The following is a 14,468-nucleotide window of genomic DNA, read 5'->3' as shown; positions in this document are numbered from 1 at the left end:
ATTTTGTAGAACAAAAGGAACTATATTACCAAAAAATCTGCCATATTCAGGAACAGTGTAGGGAATATGACTCAAATTAAAAAGGCCGTTGATTTCCTCCGGCCCCTTCCTCCTGTTATTCAATTACTGAACCGGCTCTTCCTCTGTTTTTTTATACTTCTGCTTGGTTGCTTCTCCGCCTCTTAAATGCCTGATTGATTTATGATAATCAAGTATTTCCTTAACCTCATTAGCCAATTCCGGATTTATATCTGGCAGTCGTTCAGTTAGATCTTTATGGACAGTACTTTTGGATACACCAAACTCCTTCGCGATTACGCGAACTGTTTTTCTCGTTTCCACGATATACTTTCCAATCTTGATAGTTCTTTCTTTGATGTAATCGTGCAATTCCCTCGCCCTCCCTATTTTTTTGAGAAGTACGAGATGTTGATTCGCTGTATTGCAGCCTTTAGTATGTATTTTTATGAATGAGTAATTCATTGTCTTGGATTCCTGATAGATTTAACGAGTCTTCACCTCTTGCATTCTCTATGTGTCAGGTTTGTAAAAGTTTATTAGCTTGGTTCCACTTTTATGCACAAAACATGCAATAAGGACAAGACTTCTTTGGTTTTCGTGCCATTTAAGCCTATTCGACAACTTTTTTTCCTGCACTATTTCCCGAGAAATAACAGGCAATACGTCGAAAAAAATGCCTCCAGACAATAGAGCCTGAAGGCATTTTCTTTATTCGTTACCTGGTTCTTGATTTGGATCGGACTCTTGATTCTCATTTGAGTCCTCAGATGTTTCATTACCTGCATCATCTTGATTTTCAGTTGTTTCTTCTTTTTCTTGATCAGCTGAATCTTTAGCCTTTGTATCGGCTTCCTTTTTCTCAGCTTTCAAAGAACTGATTGGTTTATCAAGATACTCTAACGGGTTGACAGCAACATTATCTTTTCTCACTTCGAAATGGACATGGGTGCCAGCTTCTTCATTAATAGCACTTGTTCCGCCTTTGGCAAAGGTTTCACCTTGTTTAAGGTTGTCTCCCTCTTTTACTTTAATATCCTTAATGGAGGAATAATGAGTTTCTATCCCTTTATCGTGCTCAACAACAACTAAGTTACCGAGTAATGCATCTTCCTGCACACTTTTCACTTTTCCGCTCATAGAAGCCGTAACATCAAAGCCTTTTCCATCCTTCATGGCATAGTCGATTCCTGTGTTAGGCTGATACGTATTATTATAGACAACAAGGGATGCTTCCTGTTGCTTTGTATCTCCATCCACATCATAAAATTCCTTTTTAATGACAGCAGACTCTGCCTCGCTCATTGGAATTGTGAAGGTTTCCAGCGAATTGTTCACTTCAATAGATGGCTCATTATTTTCAGACGTAATGTTTTGTTTGTTCTCAGATGGATCTTGCGTAAATTCATTATCGCTTGCTTGATAAACTAAAATACCTGTCAAAAGGACCGCTGCACTAAAAATATAAACTGCCGGCAAAAACCAACGCTTTTTCATTATACTTTTTACTTTTGACTGAGAAGATCGTTTATTTTCTTCCTCTCTCATTTTCATCACCTCTGTCATCATTCTGAACACTTTTCAGAAAATATATACATGGGCGGTGAAAAAATTTATATCTTTTGTAAAACAAGCTGAAATTATGCATGAAATAATTTATTTATAAGAAGAAAATAAAAAAGAGCCTATACAAAGGCTCTGGTCAGTTCACTTCTTCGCTGTATACGTAGGCAGGTAGGCTGTTGCCTGTGATATTTTTACGTCTTTATAATAGTAGGAGATGATATCCTTATAGGATTTACCTGACTGTGCCATTCCGTTCGCTCCATACTGACTCATTCCTACTCCATGACCGTAGCCCTTTGTCGTGATTACAACTTGGTCGCCCTTTTTGTACCAGGAGAAATCACTTGATTTAAGGCCAAGCTGCTCTCTTACCTTTTTACCAGTGAGACGTTTACCGCCTATCTCGATTTCTCCAATTCGATTTCCTTCTGTTCGGCTAATTATCTTGCCAACATCCTCTTTGCTCGCAACCTTCACATTTAGGAGACGTTCAAACTCTGATAACGATATCGTTGTTTCGCTTAAATATTTTGGGGATTTCTCATCCCAGGGACTGGCCACACTGCGCAGGTATGGAAGTGCATTCGGCCAGTAATCTTCTGAGTTCTCGGTGTATCCATTGCTGGTTGAGAAAAAAGATGGAGTAATTAATTCTTCCTTATAGGTTAAAAGCTGCCCTTTCGTTGCGGAAACGGCCTCTTTAATCTTTTGCATATTCGTTTGATATTTATTTCCCCAGGCAGCTTTTAACTCTTTATCATTTAAATAGACCTGATCATTCACAGTATCCGTTATATCGGCACCCTTTGGAATTTCCTTCTTCGTTGTGGCTGTAAGTGCCTTTACGATAAACGTTCTGGCTGTCAGGGCTTGTGCCTTTAATGCCTCTAACTCGAAATTAGCAGGCATTTCAGCGGCAACTACACCAGCTACGTATTCCTCCAAATCTACAGCCTCCACCGTCTTTTGAGTGTTTCTGTACACTTGGATGGTTGTTTGTATCTCGGCCTTTTTCTCCGGCTGCTGTTTCGGTTCCCTTAACACGCGCTGCTCAGCCTCTGCTTCATCATCATTAAAAGGTGCGACCAGGAGTGTGGGAATCATAATAGTAACGGCTGCAACAAGACTAATAGCAAAAATAATCGGTTTCCAATGCTTCATATAGTAGTCTCCCCTCTATTCAGTTAACTGTCCAACACTTCATATGTATGAATTCTCTTATATGAATATGTCTATAAATAGTTAAGAGGGGCAAACTATTTATTAGGAATGATTCTTCTTTTTCTTTTCATAGTTTCTGTAAAGACTAAATAAAATATATAGAATGATTCCAAACAATAAAACATCAAATAAAATCTTATCTACCTTAAAGATTAAAACCGCTAAGCAAACAATTAAAATAAGTTTTATTATGGTCGATACGCTTATGTCTTTCAAACTAAAAATCTCCTTTCCTTTATTTTATCAATTATAGTCTATTAAAATTTCAGATTATTTAGTGAGTTACCCCCAGAAGTGATGGAATTGTGTATAAAGTTGTGGATAACTAGTGAACGACCAATATTTTTAATAAAATCTTTAAAAAAACTTGAAAAATAAAGGTTTGAAATGTTGGAGAGCTATTTTCACACCGATTTATGTGGATAAGGCTGTTGATAACCCTGTTACAATTGTGAATAACTTGTTGTTAATTTGTTTATACACCTGTGGGTAACTCTATATACGTTGATATTTATATAAAGGTAACCAATAAATTGTCCACCGTTTTTCGTGAAAACGAAAAAGCCAGACATTTCTGTCTGGCTTTCAACGCACTAAAATTTACGCGTTTTCCGCAATAACTGTAGATTCTTCCTGCTCAGAGGATTCATTAATACGCTCGATATCTGCACCAAGCGCAGCAAGTTTACCATGGAAATTCACATATCCACGATCCAAGTGCTTAAGCTCTGTTACCCGAGTGACACCGTCAGCAACAAGTCCGGATAAAATCAAGGCTGCTGCTGCGCGCAGATCTGTAGCTGCTACTTCAGCTCCCTGAAGGTTTGCTTCTCCAGAAATTATAACAGAACGGCCATCAATTTTAATATCAGCGTTCATGCGACGGAATTCTTCTACATGCATAAAGCGGTTTTCGAAGACCGTTTCAGTAATCATGCTTATTCCATTGGCACGTAACAACAATGCCATCATTTGAGATTGCATATCAGTCGGGAACCCTGGATGCGGCATTGTTTTAATATCTACTGCTTTCATGCTATCTGACCCAATTACACGCAGGCCATCTTTCTCTTCTTTGATTGTAATACCCATCTCTTCCATTTTAGCCACAAGAGAGGATAAGTGCTCCATTACTGCACCTTGCACCAATACATTTCCGCCTGTAATTGCAGCAGCAACCATGAAAGTTCCAGCTTCAATACGGTCAGGAATAATGTAATGTTCAGTACCATATAGCTTTTCTACACCCTCAATACGGATTGTAGCTGTTCCTGCACCCTTAACCTTTGCACCCATTTTATTCAAATAGTTAGCCAGGTCCACAATTTCAGGTTCTTTTGCACAGTTATCTAATACAGTGACACCATCTGCCAATGCAGCAGCCATCATGATGTTTTCAGTAGCTCCTACACTTGGGAAATCCAAATAGATTTTTGCACCTTTAAGACGACCATCAACCTCAGCTTCGATAAAACCGTTGCCGACTCTCACTTTAGCGCCCATTGCTTCAAATCCTTTTAGATGCTGATCAATTGGACGTGAACCAATTGCACAGCCGCCAGGTAAAGCGACGCGAGCTTTTCCGTTTCTAGCCAATAAAGATCCCATTACAAGGACTGAAGCACGCATTTTACGAACGTATTCGAACGGCGCTTCTTCTGCTAATGGCTTTGAGGCATCCACTGTTACAGTATTATTGCTAAAAGTGACTTCTGTATTTAAATTTCGGATTACTTCATTAATTGTATATACATCGGATAGCTCCGGAACGTCTTTAAGAACGCTTTTTCCTTCACTTGCTAATAATGTTGCAGCTAATACAGGTAAAACGGCGTTTTTTGCACCCTCTACACGAACTGTACCTTCTAACCTGTTTCCGCCGCGGACAATGATTTTTTCCAAAGTTATTCCCCTCCGCGTTCAATATCTCTATATTAGTATTCAAATGCTATTATCGGTGTGCCAATGGTAAACTGTGTCCCACTGTTCTTTTGATCCTCTCTGATATCTCGAAAGGCCAGTTGGAGGTTCATTCCATTGGTCATCATATTCTTAAATTGATTGCTTTTTGCAGCAACAGAAATAAAATTACTTTCTATTGCACTTTCCATTGACTTAGCTTCATATTCATTCATCCAGTTTTTTAGTAGAACCTTATCCATATTAGCACCGGTTATCCCTTTGATACAAGAGAAATAGTGAGGGGGGTCCTTAAACATGACCTTTGTCCCATTTTTTAGCCAGTTTTGGATAAAATCAACTTGTCCACGTGTCCACTCAGTCCCTTCTATACTCGTAATTAGAACTGTTTTTTGTGAATCACTGGACATGATTTTAATCTTCGAGGTAATATTCAACTTTTCATTCAGATATGTACCAACCAATGTTTTTCCGTTGCTGCTGGAATCTTCGCTCCAAACATAATTGGTATATTCAGTCTGTATGTCAGCCGCCACTTCAGAAAATTGATTATCAACACTTGCTCGGGCCAAAACAATCCAATCCGTTATTTCTGCTGCTGGATCGACACGCTTTATACCCTCAGCAATCATTAGCAAGTCGCTTTTAGCCAATGCTTCTGTCGTTTTATTCCCCACATATAAAATCATCAAACCAACAATTATTGAAAGAATCACTTTTTTCATGTATGCCACTCTCCCCTATTGCCTTAGTTTTACCTTAGGGAATCATATGCATACAGAAATCCGTTCGTCACTTTCTGACAGCTTCGGTTAATTAAAGAGATTCGTTAATTGCTGAGCATAACTCCAGTAATCAAGAAAAAATCCGCTGACTGCTGAACCGATGGTAATGGTCAGCAATATATACAGCACTCTTGCCTGAAATACTCTTCCTGCTCTCAGCAGCTTATCAAAGTGCAGCGCTTGTAATGCCCACCATGTAACAGCTATAAAAAACAAATGACTCACAATACTGAGCAAAGCTTGCATTCCGAATGAATTCATGGTCTTTTTTCCTTTCAAAACTAAAGATATACGAATTCAGTGTACCATATTTAAAAGGACCGTTCCTCTTTTTCTACAAATTATCGACATTTTCTAACAAAAAGAATCTAAATCGTATGAAATAAACGGATTCTATCAAATAATGTAATAAACAGACATATTTAGGCACGCATAATATTATTTTACAACATAACACCTGTTAATAGCTAGATTCACTTCTTCACAATTTAATGGTAATTATTAAGTTTTCTTTACAAAGAAAACAAATAAAAAGCCAGGAGGTATTTTCCCTCCTGGTCATGTAAATTTATTTTAACATTTGATATATATCCGTGAAGTTCTGATGGAAGAAATCGAGCAAATAATGAGGGAATAATCCGAACAGGATCGATCCCACAGCACAAATTCCGATTACATAGTGGATGACTGATATTTTCATCTTACCTTTTGTTTCTTCTTCCGTCCTCATAAAGAGATGGACAATGATGTTGAAGTAATAGAGATAGGAAATTACGGTAGTCACCAGCATGATTGCTGCCAGTATATAATGGCCTTGTTCCTTCGCAAAAAGGTTCATGAAAATATTCAGCTTTGCAATGAACCCTGCCGTACCAGGAATTCCTGCCATGGAGAGAATGAAAATACACATGGAAACCGCCAAAAATGGTGATTTTTTATACAGGCCGGCCATCATATATTGATCCTCGTCCCCAATCTTCCTATCTTCTGCTATGAATTGGATGACGGCAAAGGCCCCGGTCATCATTAGGATGTATGCAGCAAAATAGTACCAAATCGATTCAATCGTATATTCTCCAAAGGCTGTAACCGCAGCAAGCAAATATCCTGCATGGGCAATGCTTGAATAAGCAAGCATTCGTTTCAGATTCTTTTGCCTTAATGCAATTAGATTTCCGGCAATCATCGTTATACTAGCCAGGACAGCCAGATAGTTTTGATTGGCCGTAAAAATCGATAGGAATCCGATATCATCCATTGTTGCTGTTAAAAACACGGTAACAACGATACGAAGTAAAAGCGCAAAGCCTGCTGCTTTTGAAACAATACTCAAGAAGGCAGTCACCGGCGTCGGCGATCCTTCATATACATCAGGTGCCCACATATGGAAAGGCACGGTTGCCAGCTTGAAGGATATCCCGATTACGAAAATAAAGAAGGATAGTCCAGCAATATATTGAAGCTGCGAGTTTTCTTGGGTGGCAAATATAGTTCCAATTTCGAATATATTCGTCGTCCCGCTCACGCCGTACATATAACTCAGTGCAAACAGGATGATGGCTGTCGAGATTCCCCCATTGACCACATATTTCATTGAAGCTTCAGCTGATTTTCGGTTATTTTTCTGCATTCCAGCCAGAATATAGGATGAAACGGACAAAAGCTCTAGCCCCACAAACAATGTAATCAAATCTCCGCTTGATGTCATGATCATGGCACCTAATAAAGCAGTTAGAAGTAAATAATAAAATTCTGCCTGATACGGCTGCATCCCAGCTCTCGGTTTATGTACCACAGCCAGCACCATGACAAAGGCTAATCCAATCAAAAGTATAAGCTTAAATGCTTTGGCAAAGGCGTCCAATCGGAATGTATCATACAAAATCGAGCCAGCCTCCAATGGGAATAAGCCAATTAAAGAAATGATGGCAAGCCCGATACTACCAAAAGCAAACCAGCCAAGTACCTTTCTTCCAAATTGTTTAGGCATGCATAAATCCAATATAGAGAGGATGATCGCTGCACCAAGGATTATAAATTCAGGTATCATTAAATTCCAGTTCATCGACAGTAATGTTTCCATATCCATATCTTAGTCACCCCCTATCCCTGTCATCATGTCAGCAATTTCAGCCTGAAGCGGTCCTTCCAGGATGGCAGGGCAGACGCCGATCAAAATAATAAAACCAAGTAATACAAATGCCAGTACCGCTTCGTTCGGTTTTAAGTCGGCGATGGATAACTCGTTCTTGGGCGCTCCAAATGTCATATTTAGAACGGCACGCAGCACGTAAACAGCAGTCAATACAATTCCTAACGTACCAATGGCAGCAAGGATTGGTTCGGTCTTAAACAATCCCATGAACGCCATGAATTCACTGATAAAACCGGACATCCCCGGCAAACCGAGTGAAGCCATCCCTCCTGCCAGTAAAATCCCCGAGAAAACCGGAATAGATTTAGCCAATCCACCAAGTTCTTTCAGATTTGTAGTTCCGACTCTTTCATAAAGAAAGCCAACCAGTAAAAAAAGCAAGGCGGCGATCAAGCCATGAGATACAACCTGAAATAAAGCACCCTGAATTCCTGCTGTATTTAATGCCCCCAGTCCCATAAGGACAATTCCCATATGAGAGATTGAGGAATAGGCCAGCACGAGCTTGAAATCCGTTTGTTGCAAAGCAAGCCAAGCACCATATAGGAAATTAATGACGCCAAGCAAAGCAATCCAAAAGGCCATCTCTTTAAACTCACCTGGGAACAATCCCATTCCAAATCTGATTAACCCATAAGCACCAATCTTCAGTAATACTCCGGCATGCAGCATAACAATTGCTGGAGGCGCCTGTACATGGACTCGCAGCATCCAGGAATGGAACGGAAAAATCGGCAGCTTGATTCCAAAAGCGATGACAATCCCCGTAAAGAGGATATATTTCAATTCTGTACTGATTGGAGCTAGAAGCGTCTGCCCGCCAACTGATAAGATTTGCCCCAATATCTCAATATTGGCTGTGCCGGTTCTCGCAAAAAGTACCATGATGACAAACAAGAGGATACAAGAGCCTAAGCCGTTATAAATCAAGAAGCTAAATGCGGCTTTTTCTTTGTCGAAATAACCCCATTTCCCAATCAAGAAGAACATGACCACCAAGGTAACCTCAAAGAAGAGGAAGAATAAAATCAGATTCTGAGATAGGAAGACACCCAGCATACCAACCTCTAATAAGAGAAGAAGAATAAAATAGCCCTTCCATTCTTTTTTTATCTGAAGAACAGAGGCTAGTGCTGCCAATGTTGATAAAATCGCTGTAAGAATTACCATCACAAGGGAGATTCCGTTCAGGCTCAGTTCAAAGGGTATGGCATATAATTGACTTTGCCTAACTCCCCCGCCTCCTAATTGAAACCACTTATGAAAAACCGAAAACACCGTAAATTTCGTTCCAGATAGATATTCACTATATAGGTAGATTGTAAGAATCAATGGTGGAATGGTTCCCAATATACCTAATCGTTTCAGTGCGTTTTCATTGTTTTTCGAAACAAACATTAATCCAGCTATCCCTAGCAAAGGGGAGAAAACGAGCAAACTAAGAATATATGGGTTCATCTGACATACCCTCCTGTCCATGCAAAGATCACAAGTACGGCAGCCAGGCCAATCAGAGCAATCGTCCCATATATCTGCATTTGGCCATTATGCGCATTGGCACCTTTAGTAGCGCCAAAATTGATCAAGTAAGAAACAGATGACACAATTCCCTGCAGGATATATTTTTCAACCCAGGAGAGAATCATTCCGAAGCCCTTCACCATCCGCACAATTGTAAACTCGTAAAATTCATCGATATAAAATTTGTTCTCCAGTATTTGATAAAGCGGTCCCGGAACTTCCTTCTCCACACCGACACTTTTCCTTTTACCATAAATCAGCCAGGCGGTGCCGCTTCCAATTAAAAAGGCAAGAGTTGCCACAATAGGTATCCAAATTGGCCCCTCTATATGTGCATGGTCCAGATATCGGTTCCCATCAGCCAGCCAATCCCCAAGAAAAGTTCCAAACCACGGGGTGTTAACATAGCCTGCAAAGATAGAAAGTACAGCAAGTATCATCATCGGAGCTGTCATGGAACCAGGTGATTCCTGCACATCCTTTGTTTCATTACATGATGGTCCCCAAAATACGATAAAGAACAGGCGGAACATATAAAAAGCCGTCAAAATGGATGTTAGTAATGCAACTATAAATAGGACGGTATGGCCGCTCTCCCAAACAGATATAAGAATCTCATCCTTACTAAAGAATCCTGATAGGAGTGGAAATCCGGTTAAGGCCAATGTCCCGATTAAAAACAATGGACCAGTTCGCCGTAATTTTTTCCACAAGCCACCCATCTCGTCGATATTTTGAGTATGAACAGCATGGATGACACTGCCGGCTGCCAGGAACAATAGTGCTTTAAAAAATGCATGAGTCGTTAAATGGAATACACCGGCCACATAGCCTGCTGTCCCAAGTGCGAGCATCATATAGCCGAGCTGGCTGACCGTGGAGTAAGCCAAGATCCGTTTAATATCCTTTTGGACTGTGGCAATTGCAGCGGCAAAGATGGCTGTAAACGCACCAACAATCGCTACAGTCAGCATGGCTGTTTCACTCGCTGCAAACAGAGGAAACATCGTTGCGACTAAATAGACGCCGGCTGCCACCATGGTAGCGGCATGGATTAATGCCGATACGGGAGTCGGGCCTTCCATCGCGTCAGGAAGCCATGTATGTAATGGAAACTGGCCAGATTTCCCGATAGCACCAATAAAAATCAACAGCGCTGTGGCTGTAATCCAGCCTGAAGTCAGGACTCCATTTTCTACAGCTGAGAAAATCGCTTCATACTCAAAGCTGCCTGTTTTCCAGAATAAGAGGATAATGCCGATTAAAAGTCCGATATCTCCAATTCTGGTCATAATAAACGCTTTTTTAGCTGCGCGCCTGGCAGCATCCTTGTAAAAATAAAAGCCAATCAACAGGAATGATCCCAATCCGACCAATTCCCAAAAGATATAGAGCTGCAGGAGATTCGGTGAAACCACCAAACCCAGCATGGCGAATGTAAACAGCCCCAAATAAGCAAAGAAAACAGGCACCCTTCCATCGCCTTGCATATACCCAATTGAATAAATATGTACCAGTAAGCTTACAAGTGAAACAATCACCAGCATCAACGCATTTAATTGGTTTACCTCTACCCCCATTGTCACTTGGTTCTCACCAATTCTTAGCCAATCCACTACAGAGCGATAGTCTGGTGATTGAAGGCGGCCAATGAGAACCAGGAGGGAGAAAAGGAAAGTAAGTAACGTGAAGCCAATCCCTATGTATGCACTCGAAGCCTTCAGCCTCTTTCCAACCACAAGCAGAAGCACAAATGACAGGAGCGGGAAAAGAGGAATGACCCATACAAGCTTCATCATATAAACATTTCCCCTTATGATTGAAGAGCAGCAGTTCCCCTCTTCAATTCGTGTTATCCATTGACGTTAATTTTTCAATGTGTCCATTTCATCTATATTGACAGTTTTTCGATTCCGATAAAGTGAAAATAAAATCGCGAGTCCTACTGCAGCCTCGGCAGCTGCTACTGCAATCGCAAACAAAGCAAATACCTGCCCGGTTATGGCAGGGGCCGGTCCAAGCTTACTGAAAGCTACTAGATTGATATTCACGGCATTTAGCATTAATTCAATCGATACGAGGACAATAATTATATTTCGCTTTGTCAGAGCACCATAAAGCCCAATACAGAATAGTGTCAACGCTAGTGTTAAATAGGCAGGAAGCGGAACTGAAGTCATTTCTCCTCCCCCTCCTTCTGATCATCTTTTTTCGCCAATACGACGGCACCTACCAAGGCAACCAGCAGCAATACGGATACAAGCTCAAATGGAATCACAAATTTCGTATAAATAGCAATCCCAATTTTCTCTGTATTATTTAAATGCAGAGTACTCGATTGGCTGACCAGATCTGTCTCGCCACCTGCTGTATTGACAGTCTCTGCAAAGTTTAAATTGTAGATGCCTGCATAGACTGCACCTGCAAAGCCCAAAACTCCTATTAGGACAAAGGCTTTCCTCCACATGCCTGCCTTTGTTACACTTGGATCCCGGTGATTGGTCAGCATAATTCCAAAAAGCATAATGATTGTGATCGCTCCAGAATAAATCATGATTTGGACTACCGCCACAAACTCTGCTGACAGTAACACATAGATTCCGGCAATGCTGATAAAGGTAAACACAAGTGACACCATCATATGCATGACCTTGGTTAGATGGATCATCAGCACAGCGCCGCAGATTGCTATTAATCCCAGCACAATGAATGCTGTCATTTCTCCACTCATTATTGATTCACCTTTCGAATATTTTCGTCATTTTCATCAAGCCACTCCAGATTCTTAAATAACTCATCCCGGCTATACTCCGCCAGTTCAAAATTATTCGTCATCACAATGGCTTCAGTCGGACAAACCTCTGTGCATAAATCACATAGTATACAAATCTCAAAATTTATATCATAGGTATCGATAATTTTGCCTTTTTTAGTAGAGTCAGGGTGTTTTTTACCTGTCAGATGAATACAATCTGTTGGACAAATATTCATACATTGATTACATACAATGCATTTTTCGGGATAAAATTTTTGAATGCCGCGGAAACGATCGGGTACCATAATCGACTCATTTGGATAATCGTAGGTCACTTTTTCACGAGATAAATTCTTCAGTGTGTACTTCAGACCCTTAGCTAAACCGAACATTTTTTTCTCCCTCCCTCTATTACTCTCTCTATCTTAGGCTATTATTTTTATGACTAATGCTGTTACAAAGATATTTAGTAAGGCAACCGGCAATAACACCTTCCAGCCAAACTCCATTAAATGATCTGCTCGTAAACGTGGGAACGTCACACGAATCCAAACTAGGAAAAACGTGACCGCAAACCATTTCAAGCTGAACCAAACGGCACCTGGAATCCAATCAAGGAACGGGAGAGGCTGCCACCCTCCAAAAAACAGGATTACAGTCAATGTGGCCATCGCAAACATGTACACATACTCTGAAAGCATAAAGAATGCCCATCTAAAACCCGAATATTCAACATGAAATCCTGCTACCAGCTCCGATTCAGCCTCGGATAAATCAAAAGGAACGCGATTTAATTCTGCTACTGCCGCTATCAGAAAGACAACAAACGCAATTGGCTGGCGGATAATATTCCAAACACCTGCCTGGGATTCTACAATATCATTTAAATTTAAGCTGCCTGTTAAGAGAACAATCCCAATCACAGACATGACGAGCGGAACCTCATAGGAAATCATTTGTGCACCTGCACGCATCCCGCCCATTAAGGAATATTTATTATTGGAAGCCCATCCTGCTGCCAATATCCCAACTGTACTAACCCCAGATACTGCAATATAATAGAGCAACCCTACACCCAAATCCGCAAATTGCAGAGCTTCTGTGAATGGCAATGTAGCTACAACAACCATCGCAGGTGCAAACGCAATAAAGGGAGCCAATTTAAACAATGGTTTATCAGCCTGATCTGGAATCGTATCTTCCTTAAGTAGTAATTTGAGGACATCTGCAACTGTCTGGAGTAAGCCCCATTTCCCTCCAAGCTGATTGGGTCCATGGCGCAGCTGCATATACCCCATAACCTTTCGCTCTGCTAAAATGGCAAATGTCACGAATCCCAGTATGACGAACATGAGTACAATTGCCGAACCAGCAAAGACTGCAAATGAACTCCAGCTCGGAGTTGAGGTAAGTAAATTTTGAATCATTACCCATCAACCTCCCCAAGGACAATATCAATTGCACCCAATATTGCAACCAGATTGGCGATATTTTCTCCCTTTAATAACTTCGGCAAAATTTGCAGGTTGTAAAAAGACGGGCGCCTGAATTTAAGACGGTACGGCTCTTTTTTTCCCTCGCTCGCTATGTAACAACCGATTTCTCCTCTTGGTGATTCAATTCGGACGTACCCTTCCCCTTTTGGCGGCTTTATTATTTTTGGAACCTTAGCCATAACAGGCCCATCAGAAGGAAATTGTTCAATACATTGTTCAAGAATCTTTAAGGATTCTTCGATTTCATCCAGACGAATTTCATATCTGGATAACACATCCCCTGTTTCACGTGTAACTATTTTAAAATCAAAACGGTCATAAATCGAATAAGGAGCCGTTTTTCGTAAGTCCTGTTTCACACCTGTGCATCTTAAATTTGGACCGCTTAATGAATAGGCAATCGCTTCTTCAGCGGAGTAAATTCCTATACCCTTCACCCGTGTCAAAAAGATCTCATTTCCGCTTACCAGTTGACGGTATCCCTGCAGCTGTTCACGCATATATGGAATAAATTCAGCCACCTTTTGAATCCATCCATCCGGTGCATCCCATTTCACACCACCAACACGCATATAATTAAATGTCAGTCGGGCACCAGATAGCTCATTCAGGAAATTAAGAATCATTTCCCTTTCCCTGAATGCATAGATAAATGGACTGGTCGCTCCCAAATCCAGCACGAATGTCCCCCATGCCACAAGATGGCTCGATATCCGCCCCAGTTCCATGGCCATAACCCTTAAATACTCAGCCCGGTCAGGCACTTCAATCTTCATCATTGTTTCGACCGCATGGCAGAGCACATAGTTATTGGTCATGGCAGATAAATAATCAAGCCGGTCGGTGTAGGGAATAATTTGAGTGTATTGCAGGTTCTCCGCCAGCTTTTCCGTTCCTCTATGTAAATAGCCAATAACCGGTTTTGCCTCGGTAATGATTTCTCCATCAATTTTAACGACAATCCGCAAAACCCCATGCGTACTTGGATGCTGCGGTCCTACATTCAAAAGCATTTCTTCCGTTCGAATCAT

The 14,468-nt window shown here is 40.9% G+C and carries 15 protein-coding genes; all 15 read right to left on the bottom strand.

Annotated features, from left to right (window positions below):
* Window positions 1-123 precede the first annotated feature (123 nt).
* The gene (spoIIID, locus tag AC4G3N_RS10415) at window positions 124-390 is read right to left on the bottom strand and encodes a sporulation transcriptional regulator SpoIIID (protein WP_139892089.1); all 267 of its coding nucleotides are present in this window, start codon (window positions 388-390) and stop codon (window positions 124-126) included.
* Window positions 391-729: 339 nt separating this feature from the next.
* Entirely contained in the window at window positions 730-1,566 is an 837-nt protein-coding gene (gene spoIIQ, locus AC4G3N_RS10410; RefSeq protein WP_066103298.1) for a stage II sporulation protein SpoIIQ, read from the bottom strand.
* A gap of 159 nt (window positions 1,567-1,725) precedes the next feature.
* Window positions 1,726-2,745, bottom strand: coding sequence for a stage II sporulation protein D (spoIID, locus tag AC4G3N_RS10405; RefSeq protein ID WP_491090136.1), 1,020 nt, complete (start codon window positions 2,743-2,745; stop codon window positions 1,726-1,728).
* 102 nt (window positions 2,746-2,847) lie between these two features.
* Entirely contained in the window at window positions 2,848-3,021 is a 174-nt protein-coding gene (locus AC4G3N_RS10400) for a hypothetical protein (protein ID WP_491090135.1), read from the bottom strand.
* 384 nt (window positions 3,022-3,405) lie between these two features.
* Complete coding sequence (gene murA, locus AC4G3N_RS10395) at window positions 3,406-4,707, bottom strand: UDP-N-acetylglucosamine 1-carboxyvinyltransferase (RefSeq protein ID WP_066103259.1); 1,302 nt, start codon at window positions 4,705-4,707, stop codon at window positions 3,406-3,408.
* Window positions 4,708-4,739: 32 nt separating this feature from the next.
* Window positions 4,740-5,450: a YwmB family TATA-box binding protein gene (locus AC4G3N_RS10390; protein WP_066103262.1), complete on the bottom strand. Its 711-nt coding sequence runs from the start codon at window positions 5,448-5,450 to the stop codon at window positions 4,740-4,742.
* 87 nt (window positions 5,451-5,537) lie between these two features.
* Window positions 5,538-5,771, bottom strand: a complete 234-nt coding sequence (locus AC4G3N_RS10385) for a DUF1146 family protein (protein WP_066103265.1) — start codon at window positions 5,769-5,771, stop codon at window positions 5,538-5,540.
* A gap of 307 nt (window positions 5,772-6,078) precedes the next feature.
* Window positions 6,079-7,599 (bottom strand): NADH-quinone oxidoreductase subunit NuoN, encoded by a 1,521-nt coding sequence (nuoN, locus tag AC4G3N_RS10380; RefSeq protein ID WP_139892088.1) that lies wholly within the window; start codon window positions 7,597-7,599, stop codon window positions 6,079-6,081.
* Window positions 7,600-7,602: 3 nt separating this feature from the next.
* Entirely contained in the window at window positions 7,603-9,123 is a 1,521-nt protein-coding gene (locus AC4G3N_RS10375; protein ID WP_491090134.1) for an NADH-quinone oxidoreductase subunit M, read from the bottom strand.
* Window positions 9,120-10,985, bottom strand: a complete 1,866-nt coding sequence (gene nuoL / locus AC4G3N_RS10370) for an NADH-quinone oxidoreductase subunit L (protein ID WP_490552800.1) — start codon at window positions 10,983-10,985, stop codon at window positions 9,120-9,122. The genes AC4G3N_RS10375 and nuoL overlap by 4 nt, the downstream gene beginning before the upstream one ends.
* Window positions 10,986-11,051: 66 nt before the next feature.
* Window positions 11,052-11,366: an NADH-quinone oxidoreductase subunit NuoK gene (nuoK, locus tag AC4G3N_RS10365; protein ID WP_066103278.1), complete on the bottom strand. Its 315-nt coding sequence runs from the start codon at window positions 11,364-11,366 to the stop codon at window positions 11,052-11,054.
* Complete coding sequence (locus AC4G3N_RS10360; protein ID WP_139892085.1) at window positions 11,363-11,917, bottom strand: NADH-quinone oxidoreductase subunit J; 555 nt, start codon at window positions 11,915-11,917, stop codon at window positions 11,363-11,365. Before AC4G3N_RS10360 ends, nuoK begins: the two co-directional genes overlap by 4 nt.
* The gene (gene nuoI / locus AC4G3N_RS10355; protein ID WP_066103287.1) at window positions 11,917-12,333 is read right to left on the bottom strand and encodes an NADH-quinone oxidoreductase subunit NuoI; all 417 of its coding nucleotides are present in this window, start codon (window positions 12,331-12,333) and stop codon (window positions 11,917-11,919) included. Before nuoI ends, AC4G3N_RS10360 begins: the two co-directional genes overlap by 1 nt.
* Before the next feature lie 33 nt (window positions 12,334-12,366).
* Window positions 12,367-13,368 (bottom strand): NADH-quinone oxidoreductase subunit NuoH, encoded by a 1,002-nt coding sequence (gene nuoH / locus AC4G3N_RS10350; RefSeq protein WP_139892084.1) that lies wholly within the window; start codon window positions 13,366-13,368, stop codon window positions 12,367-12,369.
* Entirely contained in the window at window positions 13,368-14,468 is a 1,101-nt protein-coding gene (locus AC4G3N_RS10345; protein ID WP_066103293.1) for an NADH-quinone oxidoreductase subunit D, read from the bottom strand. The genes nuoH and AC4G3N_RS10345 overlap by 1 nt, the downstream gene beginning before the upstream one ends.

Source organism: Bacillus sp. z50, from assembly GCF_058313585.1.
Note: the sequence above shows the minus strand (reverse complement) of the source record. Positions and strands in the feature narration are given on the sequence as shown.

What these genes read in the sequence shown, in the direction of transcription:
- AC4G3N_RS10345 (WP_066103293.1), bottom strand. Translation starts at nt 14,468, where the DNA reads ATGATTCGAACGGAAGAAATGCTTTTGAATGTAGGACCGCAGCATCCA.
- nuoL (WP_490552800.1), bottom strand. Translation starts at nt 10,985, where the DNA reads ATGATGAAGCTTGTATGGGTCATTCCTCTTTTCCCGCTCCTGTCATTT.
- nuoI (WP_066103287.1), bottom strand. Translation starts at nt 12,333, where the DNA reads ATGTTCGGTTTAGCTAAGGGTCTGAAGTACACACTGAAGAATTTATCT.
- spoIID (WP_491090136.1), bottom strand. Translation starts at nt 2,745, where the DNA reads ATGAAGCATTGGAAACCGATTATTTTTGCTATTAGTCTTGTTGCAGCC.
- nuoK (WP_066103278.1), bottom strand. Translation starts at nt 11,366, where the DNA reads ATGACTTCAGTTCCGCTTCCTGCCTATTTAACACTAGCGTTGACACTA.
- AC4G3N_RS10375 (WP_491090134.1), bottom strand. Translation starts at nt 9,123, where the DNA reads ATGAACCCATATATTCTTAGTTTGCTCGTTTTCTCCCCTTTGCTAGGG.
- nuoN (WP_139892088.1), bottom strand. Translation starts at nt 7,599, where the DNA reads ATGGATATGGAAACATTACTGTCGATGAACTGGAATTTAATGATACCT.
- AC4G3N_RS10390 (WP_066103262.1), bottom strand. Translation starts at nt 5,450, where the DNA reads ATGAAAAAAGTGATTCTTTCAATAATTGTTGGTTTGATGATTTTATAT.
- spoIIQ (WP_066103298.1), bottom strand. Translation starts at nt 1,566, where the DNA reads ATGAGAGAGGAAGAAAATAAACGATCTTCTCAGTCAAAAGTAAAAAGT.
- AC4G3N_RS10385 (WP_066103265.1), bottom strand. Translation starts at nt 5,771, where the DNA reads ATGAATTCATTCGGAATGCAAGCTTTGCTCAGTATTGTGAGTCATTTG.
- nuoH (WP_139892084.1), bottom strand. Translation starts at nt 13,368, where the DNA reads ATGATTCAAAATTTACTTACCTCAACTCCGAGCTGGAGTTCATTTGCA.
- AC4G3N_RS10360 (WP_139892085.1), bottom strand. Translation starts at nt 11,917, where the DNA reads ATGAGTGGAGAAATGACAGCATTCATTGTGCTGGGATTAATAGCAATC.